This is a genomic window from Tenacibaculum sp. A30 (assembly GCF_051200845.1).
Classification (GTDB): Bacteria; Bacteroidota; Bacteroidia; order Flavobacteriales; family Flavobacteriaceae; genus Polaribacter.
The window spans coordinates 2,478,862-2,504,198 of the sequence record NZ_CP195160.1; the positions used below are offsets into that span (position 1 = coordinate 2,478,862).

At 32.0% G+C, this 25,337-nt stretch carries 26 protein-coding genes and 1 tRNA gene; 13 read left to right on the forward strand and 14 right to left on the reverse strand.

Features of this window, described 5'->3' with window-relative positions:
* Window positions 1-55: 55 nt before the first annotated feature.
* Both cdaA and ACR9ES_RS11920 read left to right on the forward strand, forming a co-directional pair.
* Window positions 56-838: a diadenylate cyclase CdaA gene (cdaA, locus tag ACR9ES_RS11915; protein WP_435254363.1), complete on the forward strand. Its 783-nt coding sequence runs from the start codon at window positions 56-58 to the stop codon at window positions 836-838.
* An 11-nt stretch (window positions 839-849) separates the two neighbouring features.
* Window positions 850-1,542 (forward strand): GLPGLI family protein, encoded by a 693-nt coding sequence (locus ACR9ES_RS11920; protein ID WP_435254364.1) that lies wholly within the window; start codon window positions 850-852, stop codon window positions 1,540-1,542.
* 51 nt (window positions 1,543-1,593) lie between these two features.
* Here ACR9ES_RS11920 and ACR9ES_RS11925 read toward each other — a convergent pair whose 3' ends face one another.
* The 3 genes from ACR9ES_RS11925 to truA form a co-directional block, all read right to left on the reverse strand.
* Window positions 1,594-2,049: a hypothetical protein gene (locus ACR9ES_RS11925; protein WP_435254365.1), complete on the reverse strand. Its 456-nt coding sequence runs from the start codon at window positions 2,047-2,049 to the stop codon at window positions 1,594-1,596.
* A 69-nt stretch (window positions 2,050-2,118) separates the two neighbouring features.
* Window positions 2,119-3,834 (reverse strand): ABC transporter ATP-binding protein, encoded by a 1,716-nt coding sequence (locus ACR9ES_RS11930; RefSeq protein ID WP_435254366.1) that lies wholly within the window; start codon window positions 3,832-3,834, stop codon window positions 2,119-2,121.
* A gap of 50 nt (window positions 3,835-3,884) precedes the next feature.
* Entirely contained in the window at window positions 3,885-4,619 is a 735-nt protein-coding gene (gene truA, locus ACR9ES_RS11935) for a tRNA pseudouridine(38-40) synthase TruA (protein ID WP_435254367.1), read from the reverse strand.
* Window positions 4,620-4,904: 285 nt separating this feature from the next.
* Between truA and ACR9ES_RS11940 the strand changes: the two genes are divergently transcribed.
* A complete protein-coding gene (locus ACR9ES_RS11940; RefSeq protein WP_435254368.1) occupies window positions 4,905-5,402 on the forward strand; it encodes a metallophosphoesterase family protein in 498 nt (165 codons plus the stop codon).
* Here the strand turns inward: ACR9ES_RS11940 and ACR9ES_RS11945 are convergent.
* The 4 genes from ACR9ES_RS11945 to ACR9ES_RS11960 all read right to left on the reverse strand — a co-directional run bounded on the left by ACR9ES_RS11945 (window position 5,385) and on the right by ACR9ES_RS11960 (window position 9,422).
* On the reverse strand, window positions 5,385-7,166 hold the full coding sequence (locus ACR9ES_RS11945) for a tetratricopeptide repeat-containing sensor histidine kinase (protein WP_435254369.1): 1,782 nt from the start codon (window positions 7,164-7,166) through the stop codon (window positions 5,385-5,387). The genes ACR9ES_RS11940 and ACR9ES_RS11945 overlap by 18 nt on opposite strands.
* A gap of 9 nt (window positions 7,167-7,175) precedes the next feature.
* Window positions 7,176-7,853: a hypothetical protein gene (locus ACR9ES_RS11950; RefSeq protein WP_274634540.1), complete on the reverse strand. Its 678-nt coding sequence runs from the start codon at window positions 7,851-7,853 to the stop codon at window positions 7,176-7,178.
* 261 nt (window positions 7,854-8,114) lie between these two features.
* Entirely contained in the window at window positions 8,115-8,768 is a 654-nt protein-coding gene (locus tag ACR9ES_RS11955) for a response regulator (RefSeq protein WP_435254370.1), read from the reverse strand.
* A gap of 219 nt (window positions 8,769-8,987) precedes the next feature.
* Window positions 8,988-9,422: a DUF4293 domain-containing protein gene (locus tag ACR9ES_RS11960; RefSeq protein ID WP_274634538.1), complete on the reverse strand. Its 435-nt coding sequence runs from the start codon at window positions 9,420-9,422 to the stop codon at window positions 8,988-8,990.
* A gap of 198 nt (window positions 9,423-9,620) precedes the next feature.
* Between ACR9ES_RS11960 and rho the strand changes: the two genes are divergently transcribed.
* On the forward strand, window positions 9,621-11,240 hold the full coding sequence (gene rho, locus ACR9ES_RS11965; RefSeq protein ID WP_435254371.1) for a transcription termination factor Rho: 1,620 nt from the start codon (window positions 9,621-9,623) through the stop codon (window positions 11,238-11,240).
* Window positions 11,241-11,283: 43 nt separating this feature from the next.
* Here the strand turns inward: rho and ACR9ES_RS11970 are convergent, their stop codons facing one another.
* The 3 genes from ACR9ES_RS11970 to ACR9ES_RS11980 form a co-directional block, all read right to left on the reverse strand.
* Window positions 11,284-11,832 (reverse strand): 5-formyltetrahydrofolate cyclo-ligase, encoded by a 549-nt coding sequence (locus ACR9ES_RS11970; protein WP_435254372.1) that lies wholly within the window; start codon window positions 11,830-11,832, stop codon window positions 11,284-11,286.
* 5 nt (window positions 11,833-11,837) lie between these two features.
* Window positions 11,838-12,203 (reverse strand): MmcQ/YjbR family DNA-binding protein, encoded by a 366-nt coding sequence (locus ACR9ES_RS11975; protein WP_435254373.1) that lies wholly within the window; start codon window positions 12,201-12,203, stop codon window positions 11,838-11,840.
* Between the two features lie 247 nt (window positions 12,204-12,450).
* Window positions 12,451-13,062 carry a DUF4230 domain-containing protein gene (locus ACR9ES_RS11980; RefSeq protein ID WP_435254374.1) on the reverse strand — a complete coding sequence of 204 codons (612 nt, stop codon included), beginning with the start codon at window positions 13,060-13,062 and terminating at the stop codon, window positions 12,451-12,453.
* Window positions 13,063-13,214: 152 nt separating this feature from the next.
* Between ACR9ES_RS11980 and ACR9ES_RS11985 the strand changes: the two genes are divergently transcribed.
* The 6 genes from ACR9ES_RS11985 (at window position 13,215) to ACR9ES_RS12010 (ending at window position 18,275) form a co-directional block, all read left to right on the forward strand.
* Window positions 13,215-14,312: a sensor histidine kinase gene (locus ACR9ES_RS11985; RefSeq protein WP_435254375.1), complete on the forward strand. Its 1,098-nt coding sequence runs from the start codon at window positions 13,215-13,217 to the stop codon at window positions 14,310-14,312.
* Window positions 14,313-14,317: 5 nt separating this feature from the next.
* Complete coding sequence (locus ACR9ES_RS11990) at window positions 14,318-15,643, forward strand: sigma-54-dependent transcriptional regulator (RefSeq protein WP_435254376.1); 1,326 nt, start codon at window positions 14,318-14,320, stop codon at window positions 15,641-15,643.
* A gap of 187 nt (window positions 15,644-15,830) precedes the next feature.
* Window positions 15,831-16,001 (forward strand): hypothetical protein, encoded by a 171-nt coding sequence (locus ACR9ES_RS11995; protein WP_299000184.1) that lies wholly within the window; start codon window positions 15,831-15,833, stop codon window positions 15,999-16,001.
* A 141-nt stretch (window positions 16,002-16,142) separates the two neighbouring features.
* Window positions 16,143-17,444, forward strand: a complete 1,302-nt coding sequence (locus tag ACR9ES_RS12000; RefSeq protein WP_435255648.1) for a Glu/Leu/Phe/Val family dehydrogenase — start codon at window positions 16,143-16,145, stop codon at window positions 17,442-17,444.
* A 12-nt stretch (window positions 17,445-17,456) separates the two neighbouring features.
* Entirely contained in the window at window positions 17,457-17,879 is a 423-nt protein-coding gene (locus tag ACR9ES_RS12005; protein ID WP_274634531.1) for a GreA/GreB family elongation factor, read from the forward strand.
* Between the two features lie 15 nt (window positions 17,880-17,894).
* Window positions 17,895-18,275, forward strand: a complete 381-nt coding sequence (locus tag ACR9ES_RS12010; protein ID WP_435254377.1) for a hypothetical protein — start codon at window positions 17,895-17,897, stop codon at window positions 18,273-18,275.
* A 330-nt stretch (window positions 18,276-18,605) separates the two neighbouring features.
* On the opposite strand, the gene ACR9ES_RS12015 is transcribed toward ACR9ES_RS12010, so the two are convergent.
* Window positions 18,606-18,680, reverse strand: a tRNA-Pro gene (locus tag ACR9ES_RS12015).
* A gap of 221 nt (window positions 18,681-18,901) precedes the next feature.
* Here ACR9ES_RS12015 and trxB point away from each other — a divergent pair.
* Complete coding sequence (gene trxB / locus ACR9ES_RS12020; RefSeq protein ID WP_435254378.1) at window positions 18,902-19,840, forward strand: thioredoxin-disulfide reductase; 939 nt, start codon at window positions 18,902-18,904, stop codon at window positions 19,838-19,840.
* A gap of 184 nt (window positions 19,841-20,024) precedes the next feature.
* Here trxB and ACR9ES_RS12025 read toward each other — a convergent pair whose 3' ends face one another.
* The 3 genes from ACR9ES_RS12025 to ACR9ES_RS12035 all read right to left on the reverse strand — a co-directional run bounded on the left by ACR9ES_RS12025 (window position 20,025) and on the right by ACR9ES_RS12035 (window position 23,430).
* On the reverse strand, window positions 20,025-20,246 hold the full coding sequence (locus tag ACR9ES_RS12025) for a heavy-metal-associated domain-containing protein (RefSeq protein ID WP_299034443.1): 222 nt from the start codon (window positions 20,244-20,246) through the stop codon (window positions 20,025-20,027).
* A 119-nt stretch (window positions 20,247-20,365) separates the two neighbouring features.
* Window positions 20,366-22,783: a heavy metal translocating P-type ATPase gene (locus ACR9ES_RS12030; RefSeq protein ID WP_435254379.1), complete on the reverse strand. Its 2,418-nt coding sequence runs from the start codon at window positions 22,781-22,783 to the stop codon at window positions 20,366-20,368.
* Window positions 22,784-22,869: 86 nt separating this feature from the next.
* Entirely contained in the window at window positions 22,870-23,430 is a 561-nt protein-coding gene (locus ACR9ES_RS12035) for a helix-turn-helix domain-containing protein (protein ID WP_435254380.1), read from the reverse strand.
* A gap of 276 nt (window positions 23,431-23,706) precedes the next feature.
* Between ACR9ES_RS12035 and ACR9ES_RS12040 the strand changes: the two genes are divergently transcribed.
* Together ACR9ES_RS12040 and ACR9ES_RS12045 are read left to right on the forward strand one after the other, a co-directional pair.
* The gene (locus ACR9ES_RS12040) at window positions 23,707-23,979 is read left to right on the forward strand and encodes a hypothetical protein (RefSeq protein ID WP_435254381.1); all 273 of its coding nucleotides are present in this window, start codon (window positions 23,707-23,709) and stop codon (window positions 23,977-23,979) included.
* A gap of 131 nt (window positions 23,980-24,110) precedes the next feature.
* Window positions 24,111-25,103 carry an IS110 family transposase gene (locus tag ACR9ES_RS12045; protein WP_435254382.1) on the forward strand — a complete coding sequence of 331 codons (993 nt, stop codon included), beginning with the start codon at window positions 24,111-24,113 and terminating at the stop codon, window positions 25,101-25,103.
* Window positions 25,104-25,337 lie beyond the last annotated feature (234 nt).

Genomic DNA, 25,337 nt, shown 5'->3' on the forward strand with positions numbered 1-25,337 from the left:
TGCTTACATTTACTTGTTTAGATTATTTTAAATAGTAAAAACTTCAACAAAATTAATGAACCTAGATTTTATCGACTTTTCGTTTTTGGATGTACTGGATATTTTTTTAGTAGCAGTTTTATTATTTTATATCTATAAACTGTTAAAAGGTACGGTAGCAATAAATATTGTCATAGGTATTGCCTTTATTTTTTTAATCTGGAAGGTTACGCAAGCGCTTAATATGGAAATGCTAAGCGGTATTTTGGGGTATTTACTTTCTGGAGGAGTTATCGCGTTAATTATTGTGTTTCAACAAGAAATCAGGAAGTTTTTATTAATGATAGGAACCACCAATTTTTCTACTAAAAGAGGATTTTTAAATCAGCTCAAATTTTTAAAATCTGAAATTCATTCAGAAATAGATATAGATACGATTTTAAAGGCTTGTGCTAATTTATCTAGAACCCAAACAGGGGCATTATTAGTAATAGAGAAAACCAATAATCTTGATTTTTTAGTGAATACTGGAGATAAAATGAATGCTTTGGTAAATGAGGCTATTATTGAAAGTATTTTTTATAAAAACAGTCCGTTACATGACGGAGCAACAATTATAAGAGATAATTATATTGTAGCTACTCGTGTGATTTTACCAGTTTCTGACAGTACAAAAATTCCAGCACGTTTTGGATTACGTCATCGTGCTGCTATTGGAGTTACGGAAAAAACAGATGCGATTTGTTTATTGGTTTCTGAAGAAACAGGAGAAATTTCATATATAAAAGACGGAGAGTTTGTTTTGTATAAATCACTCGAAGAACTTCATAAGAAATTAGAAAAAGATGTAATGGCATAAATAAAAACAATATGAAAAAGATTTTACTACTACTCTTAATAACAACTTCAACTTTCTTTGCTCAAACAAGTAAAATAAAATATAAGGTTGTACTACATAATCCTAAAAATAGTTCTAAACCTTTAGCTCTAAATAATATTAGTAATGCTGAGTATTTGAAGTTTAATTTACTATTTAATGAGGTAGTTTCTTCTTTTGATGTAGAGTATCAAGGTATATTTAATGAAAGTTTAGTAAGGAAAGAGAAAAAAGTTAAACTTACCGAAATACTAGTTGGTTATATAGGGGAGTATTACCAAGATGCAAAACTTAATTCTAAAATGGTTCATTTTATAGATTATAATATATATCAGATTGATAATGATTATAAAATGAAAGACTGGATTGTAACAGGAGATAAAAAAAATATTTTAGGACACGAATGTATTAAAGCAATAAAGAAAGAGTTTAATAAACGTTCTGAAAAGTATATAGATGTTGTAGCTTGGTTTAGTCCTGAGTTGAAAGGTATGTATGGACCGGTTGGATATGGCGGTTTAAAAGGAGTGATTTTAGAGTTGCATCGCGGTAAGAGATATTCTTATTACGTCGAAAGTATAGAGCTTCTTAAGTTAATTGATGAGCCAAAAACAATACCTGAGGCAAAAGAAATCAGTGTAGAAGAATCAGTTCGTTTAATGAGGTTAGCAAGAAGGAATAAATAAAAAGGCTCACAATTTGCGAGCCTTTTTTTATTGTATTCCGTGTCAAAAAAATTATTGAGCAGGAGCCATTTTAGATTGAATAGCAGCCATTACGCTGTTAAACTTCTTAGTAGCTTCTTCGTCTAAATTAGCAGCGATTTCTTTAGCTTTAGCAGCTAATTCAACACCTTTTTTAGCTAATTCAGTATTTTTAACAACATCTCCCTTAGCTTCGATATAATCTTTAGCGTACTGAGAGTAAGTTTGTAAATACTCACCTACTTTAGGGTCTTCAAACTGAGGAATTTCGATTCCTTCGATTGCAGATTTTACTGATTCAACAGCTTCTTCTGTAGCTTCTTTAGTTTCTTCTACTGCTTTAGTAGCAGCGTCAGTAGCTTCTTCAGTAGCGTTTTCTACAGCTTCAACAGCGTCAGTAGCAGCGTCTTTAGCTTCTTCTTTAGTGTTTTTACAAGAGGTAGCTAATAAAGCACCAACTACAAATACTGATAAAATTACTTTTTTCATCGTTTATTGATTTTTTAGTTTTAGATTGAATAACAAATGTACTATTTTGATTGATGTAAACAAATTTATTTATAGCACAGTCTCACTATTAAACTGTTTTTCGTACAAATTCTTATAATAACCCTCATGTTTTTTTAACAATTCTGTATGATTGCCTTTTTCAACAATACGACCTTTGTCCATAACTATAATCATATCAGCCTTTTTAATGGTTGCTAAACGATGTGCAATTACTATTGAAGTTCTGTTTTTTGTGATTTCATCTGTGGCATATTGAATCATTTGTTCTGAATGAGCATCTACAGAAGAGGTAGCTTCATCTAAAATTAAGATACTTGGATTGCTAACATAAGCACGTAAAAAAGCAATTAGTTGACGTTGACCAGATGAAAGCATGCCTCCGCGTTCTTTTACATTGTAATTATAGTTGTTAGGTAAACTCATAATAAAGTCATGAATACCTATTTGTTTGGCAGCTTTTTGAACTTGATCTAAAGAGATGTTTTCGTTTCGTAGCGTAATGTTATTTAAAATAGTATCTGAAAACAAAAATACATCTTGTAATACTACAGCTACTTTTTGTCGTAAAGAAGAAATCTCATAATCTTGAACAGGAATGTTATCAATAGCAATAAGTCCACTATCAATTTCATAAAATCGACTGATAAGGTTTATGATGGTTGATTTTCCTGCACCTGTAGCACCAACAATAGCTACGGTTTGCCCTTTTTCTACATTAAAACTTATTCCCTTTAAAATTTCTTCTCCTTTTATATAGCTAAAATGTACATCCTTAAAACTGATGTTTCCTTCAATGTCTTCTGCTATAATAGTTCCGTTTTTATCTATTGAACTGTTAGTGTCAATTATGTTGAAAACACGCTCACCAGCAACAATTCCCATTTGTAATTGATTGAATTTGTCTGCTATTTGTCGTAATGGTCTAAAAAGCATTTGAGCCATTTTTATAAAACCGATAATAGCACCTAAACTAACAGCACTATCTTCAATCACTTGTAATCCACCATACCAAACAATTAATCCGATAGCTATTGAAGAAAGTATTTCTGCAATAGGGAAGAAGATAGAGTAGTACCAAACCGTTTTTATATGTGCTTTTTTGTGTTTGTTGTTAATGTCAATAAAGTTTTTATACTCAATTCGTTCTCTATTAAAAAGCTGAACGATTTTCATTCCTGTAACTCTTTCTTGTACAAAACTGTTAAGGTTTGCTACTTGATTACGTACATCTTGGAAAGTAGATTTTATAGCTATTTGAAATAGTTTTGTAGCATAAATTAGTACAGGTAAGGTAGCAAGCGAAATTAAAGCAAGTTGCCAGTTTTTATAAAACATTACAGCTATAACAATAAGCATTAATAAAATATCGCTTACTATCATAAAAACTCCTTGAGTAAAAAAGTTTGAAATGGTTTCTATATCTGAAACTACACGAGTTACGAGTTTACCAACTGATGAGTTATCAAAATAACTCATTTTAAATTCTAGAATTTTTCTAAACGTTTTAGCTCTTATATCTCTGATAATATGTTGACCTACCCAGTTTGCATTATAAATAAAACTAAATTGAAATAATACCTGAACTAATAAAACAACTACCATAGCTATCGTAAAATACAATAGTCTTGTAGCGTCTTTAGTAGTGGTGAAATCATCGATTGCAGTCATTAAAATTACAGGGGTAAGGACTGCAAATCCTGCTAATAAAATTGTAGAAGCCGCAGCAACGATAAAACGTAGGCGGTACTTTTTTGCAAAACTCATTAGTCTTGAAAAAATTTTAATATCGAATGCTTTTCCTGTTGCTTTACTCACTATATATAGTCGTATGTTACTGCTGTTAAAAATAAACCTTTTGCCGGAACTGAAACTCCAGCGTTACTTCTGTTTTTACTTTCAATAATTTTTTTAAAATCATCAATCGTAATTTTTTCAAGACCAACATCAATTAGTGTACCTGCTATGGCGCGAACCATGTTTCTTAAAAAACGATTGGCACTAATATGAAAAGTAAGTTCATTCCCTTTCATAACCCATTCAGCGTTGGTTACTGTACAATTAAATGTGTTAACGTCTGTTTTTACTTTCGAAAAACACTCAAAATCTTCATATTCATATAAAATAGTGGCAGCTTTATTCATCAACTCAATATTTAATTGTTGATGATGCAATTGCCAGCTAGTTTCTAATAAAAACGGATTTCTACCTAACCATATTTTATATTCATAACTTCTACTATTAGCATCAAAACGAGCATGAGCATCGTTATGAACCAATGTCGTGTTAAATATTACCACATCATCGGGTAAAATAGCATTGAGTTTATAAGTAAAATTATCATTTAAGGGTGATTCTACATCAAAATGAGCAAACATTTGCGAAGCATGCACACCTGCATCTGTTCTTCCAGCACCAACAATATTAACTTCTTGTCGTAAAATTGTACTGATAGCTTTGTTTATTACCTCTTGAACCGAAATTGCGTGTGGTTGTACTTGCCAACCATGATAATTTTTCCCGTTGTAAGCTAATTCAATAAAATACCTCAAAAAATATAAATTTTAAACAGCTAAATTATGAAATTCTAAAATGAAATGTTGTAAAGAGTAACTTAAATAATACGTTTTGAGTTTTATTAACATATGTAAACAGATTGTTAAGGGGTATATGTTATTTTTGCTGCCTTAGAAAAAGTACAAAACAAAGAAGTCCCCCTTCAGTTTCATATTGAAATAATAGTGAATTCCCCTTTCATTAATTACCCCTTATTTTAAAGAATCCATAATGTTTAATTATGGATTTTTTTTAGTTTATAATTCATTAGTTTTGTCTTGATGAAGAAAATTTTGCTCCTTTCAGATACACATAGTTTTATTGATGAACAAATTTTAAAGTTTGTAAAGCAAGCGGATGAAGTTTGGCATGCAGGTGACATTGGTGATTTGTACGTTACAGATAAGATAAAAAATGTTAAAACACTAAGGGCAGTTTATGGAAATATTGATGATAATAAAGCCAGGGCTGAGTTTCCACTAGATAATAGGTTTTTAATAGAAGGAGTATCAGTTTGGATTACTCATATTGGAGGTTATCCTAATAAATATAATCAACGAGTTAGAGAAGAACTAAATAGAAATCCTCCTAAATTATTTATTTGTGGGCATTCGCATATTTTGAAAGTTCAGTATGATAAAAAATTGAACTTACTTCACTTAAACCCTGGAGCTGCAGGTAAACATGGTTTCCATAAAGTTAGAACAATGCTTCGGTTTGAGATAGATAAAGGAGAAATAAAGAATATGGAAATTATAGAACTAGCTAACAGAGGTTAGTTTAACATCTTTTTGTTCTTTTAAAATAGGAACAGAAATATAAATTGAAGTTCCAATGTTTTTTTGAGAATCGATATTTAATTTACCATTCATCATTTGAATTCTAGCTTCAATTTGATTTAAGCCAATGCCATCTGAAAAAGAAGAAGACGAGGTAGAAAAACCTACCCCATCATCTTTAACGAGAACGGTTAGTTGATCCTCTTCCTCTTTCAGTTTTATTTCGGCATGTTGCGCCTTGCTATGCTTTAAAATGTTATTAATAAGCTCTTGAATAACGTTAAAAATTTTTATCTCGAATTCTTGATTATATCTATTAATGTTTTGGGCAGAAACATCAAATTTAAGTTCGCTGTTGGAGTATTTTTTAGTTACATCTTTAATAGCGTACTCTAATCCGAATTTTAATAAAATTGAAGAAACCAAGTTGTGAGATAAGTCTCTTACTTTTTGTGAAGCCTCAGAAATAATTGCTTGAGTTTTATCAATTTCTTGAGGAGTATCGCCGTTAAATTGTTTTTTCGTTGCTGTTAAATGCATGTTTGCAGAAGAGAGTAAAGCACTAACATTATCATGCAATATTTCGGCTATGAGTTTACGTTCGGTTTCTTTTCCGTCAATAGTAGCGTTTAATATTTTTATTTGCGCTTCAGATTTTAATTTTTCAATACTTTGTTGCTGAATCAGTTTACTTTCAGATAGTTTAAGATGAAGGTTTTTTTGACGTAACTTAAAGTTATAGATAATTACTCCTGAAACAATTAACACTAAGAAGCTTAAAGCTCCAAAAAGCAATGAGGTTTTAGCTTCTTGTGCTTCTTCTAACTTGCGTTGTTCTTCAACTAAAGCTGTTTTTTCTTTTTCTAAATTTAGTTCATGTCTAGTGTAAATTTCATCTACAATTCTTCTTATTTCAACATCTTTTAAGTCATCTTTAATGTTATAAGATTTTTCTTGATAATCATAGGCTCTGTAGTCTTTTTGTAGATATAATGTATAAGCTAAATTAAAGTAAAGAAACTCTTTGTATCTCGTAGCTCTACTTCTGGAATCCATTTTTATTAAATCAAGACTTTCCAGATAAATTTTTTTAGCTTTTTCATAATCCTTCTGCTCTAAATAAATGCTAGCTAAATTACCAAGAGCAGCAGCTTCTAACACTTTTTTATTAGCTTTCTTGTATATTTTAACAGCTTCAAAAGAATATTCTTTCGCCAAATCATAAATAGAATCTTCTCTGTATATGTTTGATAGGTTTGTGTAGGAGCTTGCCTTTGCAGTTATATCTTGTTGGTTAAAAGAATTACTAGCTAGTATTTCTTTATAATATTTAATTGCACTATCTTTTTGTTTAATTATGTGAAATTCACTTCCAATTCTTAAAAGAAGTTTGTTCAGGTTATTTCTACTGGCTAAGTTGTTATTAGAGAGGTTTTCTTTATCATTGAAAGGGCGTAATGAATTATATATAGACAAGGTTTTCTTGTAATAAAGAATAGCTTTATTATGGTCATTAATTTCTCTAAAAACATCCCCAATTAAGAAGGATGTTTTAAAGTATAAATTTGGTTGATCTGATGGAGTTATTTTTGAAAAAAGATCTAAGCTCTTTTCGAGAGAAATAGAATATTTCTTTTTCTTAAATAATTCTTCAGCTTTTTTGTATTCGTTAAAAAGTTTTTCATTCTTTTCCTGACTATATGCTGAAAAAGTAAAGTTTGAGATTATACTAGTAATAACAATAAGGAAAAACGTTTTATTCATAAAAAAATATTAAATAACTGTATCTCCGACAATTATAGATTTCGGTTTTCTCTCTGTATCTATTGCTTCTTCAGTTCTACTTGAGTACTTATGGTTTACAAAATCTAATTTTAATACATTTGAATCAGGTTGCATTTTTAGTTCTCTTGAAAATGTTTTCTGAGTTGAGGTACCGTTTGATAAATGTACTTCATAAGTTTCAATTTCTTCGTTGTAGTTAAAATCTGTGGCTACATTATCATTTATAGTAAAGTTTAACGTGTATGTTCCGTCTTCGTTTGCTGTAATGCTGTACGTACTTAAAAACTCGGTAACTCCTTTTGCAAAGGTAATATTGTCATCTTCAACATATATTTTAGTTGTTGTTCCTCTATTGGCTTCTAAAAACCCAATTTTTAAATGATCATTTTCAATAGAGAAATCGTTAGAATGTTTAGTAGCTGTTTTTTGAGAAACTTCAGCTAAGATGATCTCTTTTGAATTGTCTACATTGGTAACTGTGGTTACATCTGTATTGTTCGTAGTGTTAAAATCGATAGAGTAAGCGCCCGTAGCATCTCTTTTAAGAGTATACGATTGTAATAAGTTTTCTGGATTGCTTTCAATAGCTTCTGTTTCGTTAGAAGAACAAGAAGCAAATAAGATACTTAAGCTTAAAGCTAGGAAATAAGGAGTGATTTTTTTCATGACTAAATTTATAAATTACACTATTTTATATTAATATTTTATAAAATAGCGATGTACTTAGGATAGATATTAAGAGACGGGGGACTAATACCTCTTAGGGGGATAAAGAAAACAAAATGAAGGGGTTTTCTATACTATGTTTAATAACGCGTACATCGCTACTTTTTTTTGTGTAGTTGTTAAACGATGTATGATAATGTATAGACTCGGGGGGCTTCTTAATCTGGGGGACTAAAGAAAATTGAAGGGTTGATAATATCTTTACACTATTTTGTTTCTCACAGCATACATCGCTAAACCTACTACGTTTTTTACTTTTAATTTTTTATATAAATTACTTCTATATGTTTCTACTGTTTTTAAGCTAACATTTAATTTATCGGCAATCTCATAAGAACTTTTTTCTTCCGCAATTAATTTTAATACAGCAATTTCCCGCTCGGTTAAATCTCCATGTAAAAATTGAGGTTCAATAGTTTCTTTAAGGTCAGATGTATAAAGGTCTAATAGTTTTTCTTTAATGTCTTCGCTAATGTACTGTATGCCGTTGTGTACAACTTTAATGGCATCAATAATCTGTTCATTAGCGCTACTTTTGTCTACAAAACCGTTAGCTCCTAATGCAATCATTTCTTGCACAAGTTTAGGGTCACTTAAACTAGAAAGTATAATAGTTTTAATTTGTGTATTACGTTTTCTAAACGTTTTTAAAACTTCTATACCATCCATTTCAGGCATGTTAATGTCTAAAACTAATACATCGGCTGTATTGTTTGAGGACCAATTAATAACTTGCCTTCCTGTTAAAGAGTATCCTTCAACTTCAATGTCATCTTCAGTATTTAATAAAGCAATGACACCGTCAATTAATATCTTGTGGTCATCTGCTATGTGAACTTTAATCTTGTAATTCATGGTCGTTTACAGTTACAAATCTATAGTATAAAACTAGTGTGTGCAATACACAGTATCCCTAATTGTTACATTTAGAAATTAGGGATAACCCTGAGTTTTTTTTAACATTTCTTTAACATTTGTGTTTAGAAGTCAAGTAAATACAGGGTTTTTCAAAAATAAAAAACCGAGATGTAAATCTCGGTTTTTTTTCGCACTAAATATACTAAGATGTTAGGCTTATCGTAATCTATCAACAGATTTTACAAGATCTTCATCCTTCTTAATGGCCTTATTTGCTAAAAATAAAAGCAAAATAACAATGATAGGAAAGAACATCCCAATACCTTTCTCAGAAACCGAAGCTTCTCCAGATAATGTTTGTGATAAATAAATCAATATTCCTAATAAAAAAAGGTTTATCAATATGTTTAAGCGGTTTAGTACAAATTGTAATTGACGATTTTTAAATAGAAAAATAGCTACAATTGATACTAATGCTGAGATAAAAAAAGATACAGGAACCATCTTTTCTAAAAAAGAATTACTAGAAAATAAGTCTATAACATGAATAGTGGGACTTGTTTGAGTCGCCCAAAGATTTACCAAAAAAGTCAATCCTCCAGAGATAATTCCTGCAACTAAAAGATATATAGATTGTATTCTTTGTATCATAATTTTTTATCGGGAAGCAAATGTAATACTTCTTTTTTTAAAAAGAAATATTAGAAGTTAAATTATTTGTATATATTTGCCTTGTATGTAACCGCACAAAATTATTATATAGCCCCTATATAATTAGCAATCAAAACGAAACTTAATAAAAAAACAATTCTTTCACAAAGAATTTTAAGTAACTTAATTATTCAACGAATGTTCGATATTTCGGAATTAAAGACTAAAAAATTAGCTGATTTACAAGTTATAGCCAAAACTATAGGGCTGACTAAATTTAGTCAGTTAAAAAAGTTAGATTTAGTATACAAAATTATAGATGCGCAAGCAGAAGCAAGTGTTAATGAAGCTAAACCGAAGGCAGAAAAGCCAAAAAGGAAAAGAATAGCTAAAGCAGAAACCCTAGCAAACACTTCACAACAACAAGAACAAGACAGTAAACCCGTAACTAAACCAGAAGCTAAAGAAGAAATGGCAGGAAAAACGGAAACTGTTCAAAATGTTGCCAATAAACCTGAAGAGAAAAAGCAAAATCAGCAAGCGACTGAAGATAAAAAACAGCAACAGCCTCAAAATAAACAGCAAAATAAAAACCAAAATAGAGGTAATAAAAACAACAAGAATCAGAATCAGAACCAAAATCAAAATACTTCAAAACAACACCATAAAAGTGGAAACAAGTATCGTGACCCTGATTTTGAGTTTGACGGTATTATTGAAAGTGAAGGTGTTTTAGAAATGATGCCTGACGGATATGGTTTCTTACGTTCTTCAGACTATAACTATTTATCATCACCAGATGATATTTATGTGTCACAATCTCAAATTAAATTATTCGGTTTAAAAACAGGAGATACGGTTCGCGGTAATGTACGTCCTCCAAAAGAAGGAGAAAAATACTTTCCTTTAATTAGAGTATCAAAAATCAATGGATTAAACCCGAATATTGTTAGAGATAGAGTTTCTTTTGAGCATTTAACACCACTTTTTGCTGATGAAAAGTTCAATTTAGCAGAAAAAGGAAGTTCATTTTCTACAAGAATTATCGATTTGTTCTCTCCGATAGGAAAAGGACAACGTGGTATGATTGTAGCACAACCTAAAACGGGTAAAACAATGTTATTAAAGGATGTTGCAAATGCAATTGCAGCAAATCATCCAGAGGTATACCAAATTGTTTTATTAATTGATGAGCGTCCTGAAGAGGTTACCGATATGCAACGTAGTGTTCGTGGAGAAGTAGTTGCGTCTACGTTTGACGAGCCAGCTGAGAAACATGTACGTGTAGCAAATATTGTATTAGAAAAAGCAAAACGTTTAGTTGAATGCGGTCATGATGTGGTGATTTTGTTAGATTCGATAACGCGTTTAGCGAGAGCTTATAACACGGTAGCACCAGCATCTGGAAAGATTTTATCAGGGGGTATTGATGCAAATGCTTTACACAAACCAAAGCGTTTCTTTGGAGCGGCACGTAATATAGAAAATGGAGGTTCTTTAACGATTATTGCTACGGCACTTACCGAAACTGGTTCTAAAATGGATGAGGTAATCTTTGAAGAGTTTAAAGGAACGGGTAACATGGAATTACAATTAGAGCGTAATATTGCTAACCGTAGAATTTATCCTGCAATTGACTTAATCAAGTCGAGCACACGTCGTGATGATTTATTATTAGACGATAAAACAGTACAACGTATGTGGGTATTACGTAAATACCTAGCAGATATGAACCCAATTGAAGCAATGGAATTTATTCAAGATAGAATTAAGAGATCGTTAAACAACGAAGAATTCTTAATTTCAATGAATGGATAATCATTCGATATAAAATAAAAAATCCCGCACTTGGCGGGATTTTTTATTTTGGATATATCACAAAATCTAACGGAACGTCAAACTCGTGCGTGTCTTCTATTTTTTTGATAGGAGGGAAGAAGTTAAGTCCGATGGTTTGGGTATCTTCTCTACACTCTGATAAAAATCGGTCATAAAAGCCTTTTCCGTAGCCAACTCGGTAGTGTTCTTCGTCAGAAATAAGCATAGGAACGAAAACCAAATCGATATTTTTTACAGCAACTTCTTCTGCATTAACAGGTTCTGGTACCCCAAATTTGTTCAGTTCTAATTTGGTATCTTTATCGAAATAGAAATGAGAAAGTGTATCGTTTTCAAAATTACATCGACTTACAATAATTCTTTTTCCTTTTTCTCTAAAGAAATTGATAATTGGCAAAGTATCAATCTCGTTAAATTTTCGCATAGATAAAAACAAATGAACATTGTTAATTGTATCTGTTTTTAGTCTAAAAATTTGCTGATAAATACTTTTATGTAGCTGTTCTTTTTCCGCTTCGGTAAGATCGTTTCTTTTCTGTTTATATAATTTTCTAAGTTCAGATTTAAGCATATTTATTACATCGATTTTAATTCTTCTTGTAATTTTTTAGTTAATCCTTTTACGACAAGATCATAAGAATGATCAATCAGTTCAAAAGCGAAAGCATCAGAAACATCATGGTTTAAAGTAACCGTATTCCAATGTACTTTACTCATGTGAAATCCTGGATTGATACTTTCATATTCAGCACGCAATTCTTGGGCACGTTCAGGATCACATTTTAAGTTGATTTTTGTCTCATTTTGTTCCCAACTATCTAGACCAACCAAGGCAAACATTTTCCCCATCACTTTAAAAACCAAGGTAACTTCATCAAAAGGGAAATGTTCGGTTACTCCTTTTTTATTGATACAGTAATTGCGTAATTCTTCAATATTCATTCTTTTTATTTTTATAGGAAGTAAAAGCTAGGAAAATAATAGACATGATACTAAGTAGTAAGAAAAAGTATTTAATAAGATTTATTAGTATAAAAAAATAAAATCCACGGGTTTTTAAAGACTTGTCTAATTTTTCTTGAAGTAATTCTAAAGAATCATGATTGTCTATGTAATAATATAGAAAGAAAGAAAAAGCTGAAATTATCAATAGCTTAAATGTCTTATGAAGATTTTCCATTATTTCTCTTTATTCAATATGTTTTTGAGTTGTTTCAGAAATTTCTAAAGCAGAATAATCTAGTTTCCATCCAATGGTTTCGACTAAGTTTTGCATTAAAGTAACGGCTTCTAAAGCTTCTTTATTGGCGGTTTGCATTAAGTTACTTTCAGGGATTTTTTGAAGAATATGTTCTCTAGCTTCTTTGTTTACTTCGGTTAAATCTTCTGAACTAAACTTGTTAAGTAATCCGTTTTGAATATCGTAAAAACGTAAATTAGGTTCTATTGAAAACACTTCTGGCTGAGGGAATTCAGAAAGAACCAATACCTTTTTCTTCGTATCTGTATGCATTTTAATTTTTCTAAAATCAAAACCAATATGAACTTTGGCATTAATTAAAATAATAGCTTTCTTCTTACTAGAAACTAATCCTAAAAACTTTTCTTTGGTGTTTTCGTGATGATAAATCTCAGCAAACTCTCCTTCAACAGTAATTAGTTTAGATACTTTTTTAATCTTATCTAACAGTACCACCGATTGTTTTTCAGTTAAATTTTTTCTTTTAACTGTTGTAAACTTATTAAAAATGTAATAGGATATAATAGCACCTCCTGCTAATCCTAAAAAAAGTAATTCCATAAACACGAATTTACGTAAAATAGGTAAAGCATAAAAGAGAATATATGCTGTAGGAGTTTTTTAGGAGGAAAGTGAGCAAAGGAGAGTTATTTTGTATTTTTATGCTGTTATTATTTCAGTTATCTTCACTGTAACAAAATCGTATTAAATTGATGAAAGTATCAAGCAACACCGAAGCAGAATTACAAGAACGTATTAAAGAGCTAACATGCCTTTACAAGGTGACTTCTTTAATAATAAATGCAGATCTTGAGCAGATAGATGTTACTTTAAAAGCAATTGCCTATAGTTTAAAAAAGGCGCTTCAATTTCCTAAAAACACCGAAGTAGTTATTGAAATAGAAGGAAATATAATAGAAAATAAATCGATTAAGAATAGTATTTGTATAATTTCGAGTGCTATCCCTGTGTTTAATTTACAAAAAGGTAAAATTGAAGCACATATTGAGGGAGTAGAACTAAAAGAAAATTTATATTTAAAAGAAGAACAAGAGTTGTTTGATACTGTAGCCATAAAAATTGGTGGACTTTTAGAGCGAATAGAAATAAAGAAGAATGAACTGTCGATGAGGCGTAAGATGGAACACGCAGATCGATTGTCTATTTTGGGAGAATTAACTGCAGGTATAGCTCATGAATTGAATACTCCGTTAGCTAATATTTTAGGTTTTTCAGAATTATTAAAGGCAGATTTAAAAGAAAATAACAAGGCACTTCAAGATGTAGAAAAAATTATTCAAAGTGCTATTTTTTCAAGAGAGGTGGTTAAAAAGTTAATGTACTTTGCTTGCGAAATGCCTAATGAAATGAAGCAAGTAAATATTGTTCCTAGTATAAAAAGTGCTATAGATTTGTTAGACGCTACTTTTAGAAAACATGAGGTAAAGTATATTGTAAAAGTTGAAGATGAAGAGTTGTTGTTGAGGGCTGATACCGTGCAGCTAACACAAATAATTTTCAATCTTACGATTAATGCAATTTATTTTTCTCCTAAAAACGGATTAGTTATAATCGAAACTTTTCAAACGGATAATGAAGTAGTTCTTAGAATTTCTGATGAAGGAAAAGGACTTACGCCAGAAGCTCTCGAAAAAGTATTTCAGCCTTTCTTTACCACCAAACCGACAGGAGAAGGTACTGGTTTAGGGCTAAGTGTTGTACACGGAATTGTATCGAGTCATAAAGGAACGATAACAGCGAAAAATGGCAGCGAAAAAGGTGCTATCTTTGAAGTAAGGTTACCAAAATAGAAGAAATGCAACTAAAAAAAGAAAATATACTGATAGTAGATGATGATGTTCATATTTTAGAATTGTTGCACAGGCATTTACAATCCTGGAACTACCATACCTATAAAGCGGTTTCTGTAAAAGAAGCAGTAGCAATTTTAAGAGATACATCAATAGATTTATTGATTACCGATTTAAAAATGCCTGAGGTTGATGGTTTTGAACTTGTAAAGTTTGTTTCTGAACATTATCCGAAATTGCCTAAACTTATTGTAACAGGGTATCCTTCTGTACAAGACTCTCTTGAAGCAATTAAATCTGGAGTAGTAGCTTATTTAACTAAGCCTTTTACGAAAAGTGAGTTAAAAGAAGCGATGGATGATGCCTTGAAAAAGTCAAGAATTACACAAGATTCTACTACTCAAAAAAAGGAGCATAAAGAATTTTATGGAGACATGATAGGGGCTTCTGAAAAAATTAATGAAATATTTCAGATCATTGATCGTGTTAAAAATAACAAAGCAACCGTTTCTATCAAAGGAGAAAGTGGAACGGGAAAAGAATTGGTAGCAAGGGCAATACATTATGAAGGAAAGTTTTCAAAAGAACCCTACATAGCTGTAAACTGCGGAGCCATTCCAGAAAACTTGTTAGAGTCTGAATTGTTCGGATATGTAAAAGGTGCTTTTACGGGAGCAGATAAAAATAGAGAAGGATTTTTTCAGGCTGCGAATGGAGGAACTATTTTTTTAGATGAAATAGGGAATGCTTCGTTAAATGTGCAAGCTAAATTGTTAAGAGCACTTCAAGAAAAAGAAGTAGTAAAAGTAGGAGCGCAAAAAGCAGAAAAAGTTGATGTTAGAATTATTGCAGCTACAAATAATAACTTGAAAGAAATGATTCAAGAAGGTTCTTTCAGGGAAGACTTGTTTTACAGACTAACAGTAGTTGAAATTGAAGTACCACCATTAAGAGAACGAAAAGAAGATATTTCAATGTTGGCTGAAAAGTTTCTTTTTAAATACGGTGTTGAGTATAAAGACAGGTTTGTAAAGATGAATCCGAAAGCCTTGGCTATTTTAATGCGTTATGATTGGCCAGGAAATATTAGAGAGCTGGAAAATATTATACAACGTGCTGTAATTATGTGTGATAGGGTAGTAGAGGTAGAGCATTTACCAGATTCATTAAAGTATAATGTAGACTTTTCAGAAGAAGGGTTAATCTCTTTAAAAGAGATGGAAAAACGCCACATACAAAATGTTTTAAACGCAACTAATAATAATAAAACCCAAGCTGCTAAAATTCTTCAAATAGATCGCAAAACCTTACGAGAAAAACTTAAAGAATAAGAAGTCAATTCCTTGGGACTTTTTTACTCGCCTGAGGAAAAATTACCCACTATAAATTTTACTGTAAATTTTATTGAATAACTCAAGCCCTTGTAAACAAAGGGTTTTTTACTTTTTTGTGTTTTTTGGCACATTTAACGGCACATCATTTGCCTTTAATGAAACAGAAATAAAACGAAACAATTTTATGAATGCAAACCCTTTCAATATTTGTCCGTCGTGTGCGTATATAGACACATGTGTATTGACCAAATCAAAAGAAAAAGTTTGGTCATGTAGTGAATATAATGAGGTAAAATGCAATGAAGAGATTCAGAAAGAAGTAATCGCTGAAAAAGAAGAGGTAGAATTTGTGTAAAAAACAAAAGAATTAAGTTAAAGACTAAATAACAGTTTTTTTACATTAGCAGCCTTAAAACAGACTTACTAAATTTATGAATGTATGAAGAATACAAAAAGTGAAATTTCAGATAGAGAATCGAACTCAAACACAAAAGAGATGACATTAACAAAAGAGTTAAAAGTACCAGCGAAGCCTAAGAATGCTAGAGGTATGGTTGATAATGTACTAGAGCAATTCAATAGTGCATCAGACCAAATAGGGTTACACCCAAATATCCGTAAAATATTAAGTATTACTAATAACGAAGTCATTGTTAACTTTCCTGTAAAAATGGATAACGGAGACGTTGAAATTTTTCAAGGATACCGTGTACAACACAACAATGCATTAGGACCTTATAAAGGAGGTTTACGTTACCACCCAACTGTAGATATCGATGCAGCTAGAGCTTTAGCTATGTGGATGACTTGGAAAACTTCATTAGCAGGCTTACCATACGGTGGAGGTAAAGGAGGTATTCAATTAGATCCTTCTAAATATTCTAAAGATGAATTAGAACGTATTACTAGACGTTTTACGTTTGCTTTAGGAGATAACATTGGGCCAGAACACGATATTCCTGCGCCAGATGTTAATACAAACGCGCAAACAATGGCGTGGATGGCTGATACGTATATGAGCACTAAAGCTCCTGCTGCCCGTTCAATGAACCAACACGTAGTTACAGGAAAACCAATTGGTAGTGGTGGTTTAGAAGGAAGAGATAGAGCTACTGGTTACGGTGTTTTCTTAACTATCAAATTTTGGATAGAAGGAAATAACGAAACTTTAGAAGGAAAAACGTTCATCGTTCAAGGATTTGGAAACGTAGGATATTGGGCAGCATATTTCTTAGAGCAAGAAGGAGCTAAAATGATAGGAGTTCAAGATGCTTATGGAAGTATTAAGAATGTTAACGGAATTAAGGTAGAAGATCTTTTCAACTATACAAAAGCGAATAACGGAAGTTTAGTTGGTTACCCAGAGTCTGAGGCTATGGAAAAAGAAGATTTCTTTGCGCTTCATTGTGATATCTGTATCCCAGCAGCTTTAGGAAACCAAATAACCGAAAAGAATGCTCACTTAGTAAAAGCTAAATTAATAGCTGAAGGAGCAAATGGTCCAACAAATGTCGAAGGAGAGAAAATTTTGTTAGAAAATGGAGTAACAATTATTCCAGACATTTTATGTAATTCAGGAGGGGTTATTACAAGTTATTTTGAATGGCTTCAAAACCGTAACGGTGAGTTATGGGATATGGAAGAAGTAATTCAAAGGCTAGATAAAAAGTTAAAAGAGTCATATACAAAAGTTTCTGATTACGCTAAGTTAGAAGGAATTGATATGCGTAAAGCTGCATATTGTATAGCTATTCAACGAATAGAAAGAGCTTATGTTCAACGTGGAATTTTCCCATAAAGAGTATCATAAATGAAGCACGGAAGTTTAATTTTAGAAAAAAAAGAGTACGTATATATTAAAAGTTTGCTGAATGTTTCAGAGCATTCTGAAGGTCATCAAGTTCAAAAATCATTAATAAAGTTTGCTGAAGAATTAAAAACAGCAATCATTTTAGATGAAGAAGAAATGTTAGATGATGTAGTACGCTTAAACACTACGGTTACTGTAGCTTCTGGTAATGTTTGGGAAAAAACGATACAGATTGTAAAGCCAACAGAAAAAGACCTGAAAAATGATAAGGTTTCTATATTAACTCCAATAGGAATAGCTCTTTTTGGATATGCATTAAACGATGTTGTTCATTGGGAATTTCCAGGAGGAAATAAAGAAGTTAAAATTTTAAAGGTTACTCAAGAAGTAGTAGGAAGCGAAAACCTCAATTCCTTAATTTAAAATACTATAAAAGTTATGACACTTAATAATAGCGATATAGATGTAGTACACAAGTACAATCATGTAGAACTAAAAGGGTGGGTAGATCAATTACAGTATATAGATAAAGAGATTGATAACCTTTTAAATTTATATGCAAACGCTTTAGGAGAAAAAAGTATTCCAACAGGAATACAAGAGCTTTTCTCTCAAAGAAAAAAATTAAACAAAGCGCTTTACGAAAAAGTGCTACCATATTCAATTACCTATACCAATGTTGCAGAATGTGATGACATTCAATGTGATATGGCGTATTTAGGAGAGTATGATAGATTACGTGAAAGTTATAAAGATAATTTAGAGGCTTACCAACAACTAAAAGATAAGTTGTTTGAAGAGGCTCTAAGAAAAGAATAACATACTTGTGAAAGCAAGTTTGTTAGATTAGTAGATTTAGTTGATAAACCTTGGGATTCTCATCCCAAGGTTTCTGTTTTGCAATGGACTTATTTTATTGATAAATACAGCAAGTTTAACTTATTTAATAATGATTCATATTTACTAAGTAGATAGAAATGCACTAAAAACAATTTAACTGTTTTCAGGGTAACAGCCTTTTTAAGGATGTTTTATTAAATATGGAGTTTATGGTTTTGAAAGGAAATTAATAATGTCGTAGTAAAAGTAAATAACACTAATTTCAAATAAAAAACCCTATTAATCTTTCGATTAATAGGGTTTTGTTTGTCGGGGTGGCAGGATTCGAACCTGCGACCTCCTGCTCCCAAAGCAGGCGCGATGACCGGGCTACGCTACACCCCGAAAAGTGTAAAACTTGTAATGTAGTTTATCTCGAGTTAAACGAGAGGCTACACCCCAAGTTAATTGGGACTGCAAATGTAGAAAAAAAAAGTAAACTACAAATAAAAAAATGATTTTTTTGTCAAATAATCTGACCTTATAAAACGATAGTTAAAATATATTTAAAAGAAGATAATAGAAGTAAAAAAAAATTACATTTGTAACTTCAAAATTTTAAGATAATGGCAGAAAAAATTAAATGTTTGATTATTGGATCTGGTCCTGCAGGATATACAGCGGCAATTTATGCAGCAAGAGCAGATATGAAACCAGTTATGTACACAGGAATGCAAATGGGAGGACAGTTAACAACAACTACTGAAGTTGATAATTTTCCAGGGTATCCAAAAGGAACTGATGGTACAGCAATGATGGAAGATTTAAAAAGTCAAGCAGAGCGTTTTGGAACTGATGTTCGTTTTGGAATGGTTACTAAAGTTGAATTTTCTGAAGAAGAAGGAGGAGTTCACAAAGTAATCGTAGACGACACAACAGAGATAGAAGCGCAAACAGTAATTATCTCTACAGGAGCTACTGCTAAATATTTAGGATTAGAAAGTGAACAACGTTTAATAGGTGGTGGAGTTTCAGCTTGTGCTACTTGTGACGGATTCTTTTATAAAGGACAAGAAGTTGTGGTTGTAGGAGCAGGAGATACCGCTGCTGAAGAGGCAACGTATTTAGCGAACATTTGTAGTAAAGTAACTATGTTAGTTCGTAAAGATTATATGCGTGCTTCTAAGGCAATGCAACACCGTGTGAATAAAACAGAAAATATTACAGTAATGTACAATACTGAAATAGATGAAGTTTTAGGAGAGAATGTTGTTGAAGGTGTTCGTGCTGTAAACAATGAAACAGGAGAGAAAACAGAAATTCCTGTAACAGGAGTGTTTGTTGCTATCGGACACAAACCTAACACTGAATTATTTAAAGGAGTGTTAGATATGGATGAAACAGGTTATTTAATCACTAAAGGGAAATCTACAAAAACTAATTTACCAGGAGTTTTTGCAGCAGGTGATGTACAAGATAAAGAATATCGTCAAGCAGTAACAGCGGCAGGTACTGGATGTATGGCAGCGTTAGATGCAGAACGTTATTTAGGTGCTTTAGAATAGTACTTTAAAGAATAAAACAAAAAAGAGCTGTTAAAATTTTAAGAGCTCTTTTTTTATGGATGAAAATCATGTTCATTTTTAACGTGATCTATTCTTTTTGATTGATAGATAGTTGTTTTATGGTTTTAGAAACTTTAAATTCTCCTTTGGGTCCTATTTTGTAAATAAACTATATTCTTGCTTTTTATACTAAAGGTTCTGCTTTAAAACCTTTACTTTTTACAATAGCAATTACTTCATCCGCAGTAATTCCTTTAGAGCTTACGGTAAGAATTTTATCCTCTAAATTAGTATCTACATTCCAATGGCAAATACCTTCAGCACTGTCTAAATCAGCTTGTACTTTTGATACACACCCTCCACAGTTAAGGTTTGTTTTGAATTTTAACTCTTTATTATTTTCCATGATATTAAAAATTTCTTTGTTATTAAATACTGCAAATTTCAGCACAACACCGTTGTTTGTTGTTGTACAATTTTAAGATTGATTTGTGAGATTTACAGATTTAATCACTAAGTTAGATTTTACTTTTTCCATTTTAAACGTAAGCTATTGGTAACTACACTAACACTACTCATAGCCATAGCTGCACCAGCAATCATGGGGTTTAGTAAAAAGCCATTAAATGGGTATAAAATACCCGCAGCAATAGGAATACCAATAAGGTTATAAATAAATGCCCAAAACAGGTTTTGTTTAATGGTAGCTACCGTTTGTTTTGAAAGCTTTATAGCTTGTGGTATTTTACTTAGGTCAGATGATATAATGGTCATTTTAGCAACATCCATTGCAATATCACTACCTTTTCCCATGGCAATACTTACATCGGCAGTAGCTAGGGCAGTACTGTCGTTAATACCATCACCCACCATAGCAACGGTTTTTCCTTGTTGCTGTAACTCTTTTACAAAATCAGCTTTGTGTTGTGGTAATACTTCAGCTTTGTAATGTTGAATACCTGTTTCTTTAGCAATAGATTTCGCGGTAGCTTCGTTGTCACCCGTAAGCATGTATAAATCAATATCCATAGCCTGTAACTCTTTAATAGCTTGTACAGAGGTTTCTTTTATTTTGTCTGAAATAGCAAGTACAGAAAGTGCTTCTTTACTATTAGCAAACCAAATAACAGTTTTAGCCTGTTTACTCCATTCGTCTGCTTGTTTTAAAAGTTCTTCCGCTATGGTAACCTTATTTTCAGCCAATAACTTTTTATTACCAACAAAAAAGGTTTCTCCGTTATAATCAGCCTTAGCGCCCTTGCCCGTAATACTGTCGAAATTTGTTAGTGGGGTAGTGGCAGTATCTCCTAAAAACTTTACAACAGCTTCTGCTAATGGATGTTCAGATTTTTTCTCGATACTTAAAAGAATGTTCTTAGCGGTATCATCATTACGTAGCCAAGATATACCTGTAACTTCAGGTTTTCCTTCGGTAATGGTTCCTGTTTTATCTAAAATAATAGCGTTTACTTTTTTAGCCGATTCAAGGCTTTCAGCATCTTTAATTAGAATACCTTTTTCAGCACCTTTACCAACGCCCACCATTATAGCGGTAGGAGTAGCAAGTCCTAAAGCACAAGGACATGCAATAACCAATACGGTGATAGCAGCTAACAATCCCTGAACCAATCCGTTATCACCCCCTAAAATAAACCATATAATAAATGTAATAACAGCAATACTCATTACCACAGGAACGAAAATACCTGCAATTTTGTCAACCAATTTCTGTACAGGAGCTTTACTACCTTGTGCATCTTGTACCATTTTAATAATTTGAGCCAACATGGTTTCTTTTTCAACCTTAATGGCTTTGAATTGGAAACTTCCTTTTTGATTGATGGTTCCTGCAAATACTTTTTCATTTTCTTCTTTTAGTACCGGAACAGGTTCACCACTTAACATACTTTCATCTACATACGAGCTTCCTGAGGTAACTATACCGTCTACCGCAATTTTTTCTCCTGGTTTAACAAGAATAGTATCATTTACGTTCACTTCTTCAATAGCAGTTTGCTTTTCCGTTCCGTCAGGTTGTATCACAACCACCGTTTTAGGTTGTAAGCCCATCAATTTTTTAATGGCAGATGAGGTGTTTCCTTTGGCTTTTTCTTCTAATAGTTTTCCTAACAGAATAAATGCGATAATAACCGCAGCTGCCTCAAAATATACATGTGCTTCTAATCCTCTAGATTCCCAAAACTTAGGAAATAACATATTGAATACACTAAATATATACGCTATACCTGTACTTAAAGCGACCAAAGTGTCCATGTTTGCAGAACGATGTTTGGCTTGCTTCCATGCATTGATAAAAAAGTCTTTTCCAAACCATAATAATACGGGGGTAGAGAAGGCCCACATAATAGGGTTAGCGTAAGGCATATTCATAAAAAACATACCAATAACAACTACAGGCAACGAAAGTAATACCGACCACATGGTTTTGGTTTTTAGTTGCTTGAACTTCTTCTCATGAATAGCTTCGAGGGTTTCTTGTTGTTTGGTTTCGTCTTCAATTAGCAAATCATAACCCGCACCTTGTACTGCTTTTTGCAATTTTGTAGCATTAGTCATGTTTGGAAGGTATTCTACCGTTAAATTTCCACTAGCAAAATTTACCGAAGCATTTACTACACCTGGTTCGTAGCTAACAATACTTTCAGCACTTCCAGCACAAGAGGCGCAAGTCATACCCAATACTGGAAATACTTTTTTAACAGTGGTTACACCATAACCCAAATCTTTGATAGTAGTAACGGCGTTCGCAAGAACTTCTTCGTTAGTAACCGTAATAGCAGCTCTTTGGTTGTTTAGTTCTACTTTATGGGTTTCAATTCCTTCAACATGTGCTAACCCTTTTTCAACGATTAAAGCACAGTGTTCACTTTCCACACCTTCTAGAGGTAGGTAAATGATGTCTTTATTGTTATTTGTTGCCATTTTTTTACTGTATTAATTGTACAATACAAAGTTGGCATTAAGTTAGAGAAAATTTATTGTGGAATTTTGGAATTGATTTATAAGATTTACACCTCGTCTAATGGTTTTCTTCTGTCTTTACGGATTTTTTTAAAGTGACTTGGCGTTAATCCTGTAACTTTTTTAAACTGATTGCTTAAATATGCCACGCTTGAATAGTGTAAACGGAAAGCAATTTCACTTAAGGATAATTCATCGTAAACGAGTAATTCTTTTACCTTTTCTATTTTTTGAGCAATAAAATACTTTTCAATAGTAGTACCTTCTACTTCAGAAAAAAGGTTGGATAAGTAATTATAATCGTGATGTAGTTCGTTGCTTAATAGTTCAGATAGATTGATTTTTGTTTCACTATCTTGATGGTGTACCAAATTGATGATTAAGTTTTTTATCTTTTCAATAATGCGACTTTTTTTATCATCAATAATTTCGAAGCCTAAATCAAGTAAAATCTTGTCCAGACTTTCTTTTTCATCTGAAGTAAGTTCTTTTTCGAGTATAACCTCACCCAATTTAATGCTTTTAAAACCAACACCTAATTTGTCTAATTCATTTTGAATTACTAGGATACAGCGATTGCAAACCATGTTTTTGATAAAAAGCGTCATCTTATTTTTCTTACTCTATAATTTTTTTTTCAATCAGTTAAATTTTCAGCGGTTAGTTTGGGCATTGCACACAACGGTCTCCTTTACTTTGATATTATTAAATTTAACAAGAGTAGAGAGGAGAACTCGAACGGTCTTTAGGTAATACCTATTACACGTAATAGTCCTCTCTACTTCTTGCACGACGTTTAGTTGAACTACTTGGAATACCTAGCCACTATGGCTCATTAAAGGAAATAGTTGCAAAACGTCATTAATCATTAATTTTTTAAATATATGAAAAAAGTAAGAGATGTAATTGGGATTGATGTATCAAAAAAGACCATTGACGCCACCTTATACAACAGTAGGCAACATGCGGTATTTTCAAATGATGAAGAGGGATATGAAGAGCTTATCCGATGGAGTAAACGTCATTTAGAAACATCAGAGTATTTTTTCTGTTTTGAAAATACAGGGAATTATTCCTTAAAGCTATCGGTCTCCTTTACTTTGATATTATTAAATTTAACAAGAGTAGAGAGGAGAACTCGAACGGTCTTTAGGTAATACCTATTACACGTAATAGTCCTCTCTACTTCTTGCACGACGTTTAGTTGAACTACTTGGAATACCTAGCCACTATGGCTCATTAAAGGAAATAGTTGCAAAACGTCATTAATCATTAATTTTTTAAATATATGAAAAAAGTAAGAGATGTGATTGGGATTGATGTATCAAAAAAGACCATTGATGCCACCTTATACAACAGTAGGCAACATGCGGTATTTTCAAATGATGAAGAGGGATATAAAGAGCTTATCCGATGGAGTAAACGCCATTTAGAAACATCAGAGTATTTTTTCTGTTTTGAAAATACAGGGAATTATTCCTTAAAGCTATCGGTTTTTTTGTCGTCACTATCACTTATTTATGTAGAAGAAAGCCCAATGCGAATTAAACGTAGTACAGGTCTTGCTAGAGAGAAGACAGATAAACTAGATTCCTACATGATTGCCCGATTTGGATGGATATACCGAGAAGAATTAGAACCCAGTAATGTAAAGCCAAAAGAGTTTCAAGAGATTGGTAGGCTTTTAGCTTTGCGAGATCAAATGGTAAGAGACCGTAGTGGTTTAAAATCTACTTTAAAAGAGCAAAAGCATTTGCTTTCAAGTCCTTCAACAGACCCTTGTTGTAAGATATTAGAACGCTCAATAAAGTACATTGACAAGCAAGTATTATCTATAGAGAAACGTATGAAAGAATTATTAAAGACAGATGATAAGTTACAGCACAACTATGAGTTGTTAAGGACTGTAAAAGGAGTAGGTCTGATATTAAGTTGTCAATTACTTTATCATACATCCAATTTTATGAAATTTAATAACTGGCGTTCATTTTCAAGTTATTGTGGAATCGCCCCATTTGAATATAGCTCAGGAAGCTCTATTAGGCGACGAAAACAAAGCCACTATATAGGCGATAGAAAAATGAAGACATTATTAAGTATGGCTGCTGTTTCAGCGATACAGTCTGATCAGGAGTTAAAGAATTATTATCACAGAAAGTTAGAGGAAGGCAAACATAAAATGATTGCATTAAACAACGTTAGAAATAAAATTTTAGCACGCAGTTTTGCAGTAATTAAAAGAGGTACTCCCTTTGTAAATATAGCAGCAGTAAATTTCTAAAAAAAAACTTGTTTTTTACCTTGGAATACGTATAACCGTCAGTTACGGGTTAAAATACGAAGATTTTTCGGTTTAGCACAGACGTTAGCAATTCCGAGTGGATTCGGACGTAGTCGAATCCGCCGTAATTGCGGTTATACATCTTAAGTTAGCAATTGTTTAACTTTAGTAATAAAAACCAGAAAGAAAAAAGCGTAGAGTAAGGTTATGATATACGTTGAAACCTAGATTTCG

What these genes read in the sequence shown, in the direction of transcription:
- ACR9ES_RS12040 (WP_435254381.1), top strand. Translation starts at nt 23,707, where the DNA reads ATGAAAAAAGTAAGAGATGTAATTGGGATTGATGTATCAAAAAAGACC.
- cdaA (WP_435254363.1), top strand. Translation starts at nt 56, where the DNA reads ATGAACCTAGATTTTATCGACTTTTCGTTTTTGGATGTACTGGATATT.
- rho (WP_435254371.1), top strand. Translation starts at nt 9,621, where the DNA reads ATGTTCGATATTTCGGAATTAAAGACTAAAAAATTAGCTGATTTACAA.
- ACR9ES_RS11955 (WP_435254370.1), bottom strand. Translation starts at nt 8,768, where the DNA reads ATGAATTACAAGATTAAAGTTCACATAGCAGATGACCACAAGATATTA.
- ACR9ES_RS12000 (WP_435255648.1), top strand. Translation starts at nt 16,143, where the DNA reads ATGACATTAACAAAAGAGTTAAAAGTACCAGCGAAGCCTAAGAATGCT.
- ACR9ES_RS11990 (WP_435254376.1), top strand. Translation starts at nt 14,318, where the DNA reads ATGCAACTAAAAAAAGAAAATATACTGATAGTAGATGATGATGTTCAT.
- ACR9ES_RS11995 (WP_299000184.1), top strand. Translation starts at nt 15,831, where the DNA reads ATGAATGCAAACCCTTTCAATATTTGTCCGTCGTGTGCGTATATAGAC.
- ACR9ES_RS12030 (WP_435254379.1), bottom strand. Translation starts at nt 22,783, where the DNA reads ATGGCAACAAATAACAATAAAGACATCATTTACCTACCTCTAGAAGGT.
- ACR9ES_RS11975 (WP_435254373.1), bottom strand. Translation starts at nt 12,203, where the DNA reads ATGAATATTGAAGAATTACGCAATTACTGTATCAATAAAAAAGGAGTA.
- ACR9ES_RS11985 (WP_435254375.1), top strand. Translation starts at nt 13,215, where the DNA reads ATGAAAGTATCAAGCAACACCGAAGCAGAATTACAAGAACGTATTAAA.
- ACR9ES_RS11950 (WP_274634540.1), bottom strand. Translation starts at nt 7,853, where the DNA reads ATGAAAAAAATCACTCCTTATTTCCTAGCTTTAAGCTTAAGTATCTTA.
- ACR9ES_RS11925 (WP_435254365.1), bottom strand. Translation starts at nt 2,049, where the DNA reads ATGAAAAAAGTAATTTTATCAGTATTTGTAGTTGGTGCTTTATTAGCT.
- ACR9ES_RS11920 (WP_435254364.1), top strand. Translation starts at nt 850, where the DNA reads ATGAAAAAGATTTTACTACTACTCTTAATAACAACTTCAACTTTCTTT.
- trxB (WP_435254378.1), top strand. Translation starts at nt 18,902, where the DNA reads ATGGCAGAAAAAATTAAATGTTTGATTATTGGATCTGGTCCTGCAGGA.
- ACR9ES_RS11940 (WP_435254368.1), top strand. Translation starts at nt 4,905, where the DNA reads ATGAAGAAAATTTTGCTCCTTTCAGATACACATAGTTTTATTGATGAA.
- ACR9ES_RS11980 (WP_435254374.1), bottom strand. Translation starts at nt 13,062, where the DNA reads ATGGAATTACTTTTTTTAGGATTAGCAGGAGGTGCTATTATATCCTAT.
- ACR9ES_RS12035 (WP_435254380.1), bottom strand. Translation starts at nt 23,430, where the DNA reads ATGACGCTTTTTATCAAAAACATGGTTTGCAATCGCTGTATCCTAGTA.
- ACR9ES_RS11930 (WP_435254366.1), bottom strand. Translation starts at nt 3,834, where the DNA reads ATGAGTTTTGCAAAAAAGTACCGCCTACGTTTTATCGTTGCTGCGGCT.
- ACR9ES_RS11970 (WP_435254372.1), bottom strand. Translation starts at nt 11,832, where the DNA reads ATGCTTAAATCTGAACTTAGAAAATTATATAAACAGAAAAGAAACGAT.
- ACR9ES_RS11945 (WP_435254369.1), bottom strand. Translation starts at nt 7,166, where the DNA reads ATGAATAAAACGTTTTTCCTTATTGTTATTACTAGTATAATCTCAAAC.
- ACR9ES_RS11960 (WP_274634538.1), bottom strand. Translation starts at nt 9,422, where the DNA reads ATGATACAAAGAATACAATCTATATATCTTTTAGTTGCAGGAATTATC.
- ACR9ES_RS12010 (WP_435254377.1), top strand. Translation starts at nt 17,895, where the DNA reads ATGACACTTAATAATAGCGATATAGATGTAGTACACAAGTACAATCAT.
- ACR9ES_RS12025 (WP_299034443.1), bottom strand. Translation starts at nt 20,246, where the DNA reads ATGGAAAATAATAAAGAGTTAAAATTCAAAACAAACCTTAACTGTGGA.
- ACR9ES_RS12005 (WP_274634531.1), top strand. Translation starts at nt 17,457, where the DNA reads ATGAAGCACGGAAGTTTAATTTTAGAAAAAAAAGAGTACGTATATATT.
- ACR9ES_RS12045 (WP_435254382.1), top strand. Translation starts at nt 24,111, where the DNA reads ATGAAAAAAGTAAGAGATGTGATTGGGATTGATGTATCAAAAAAGACC.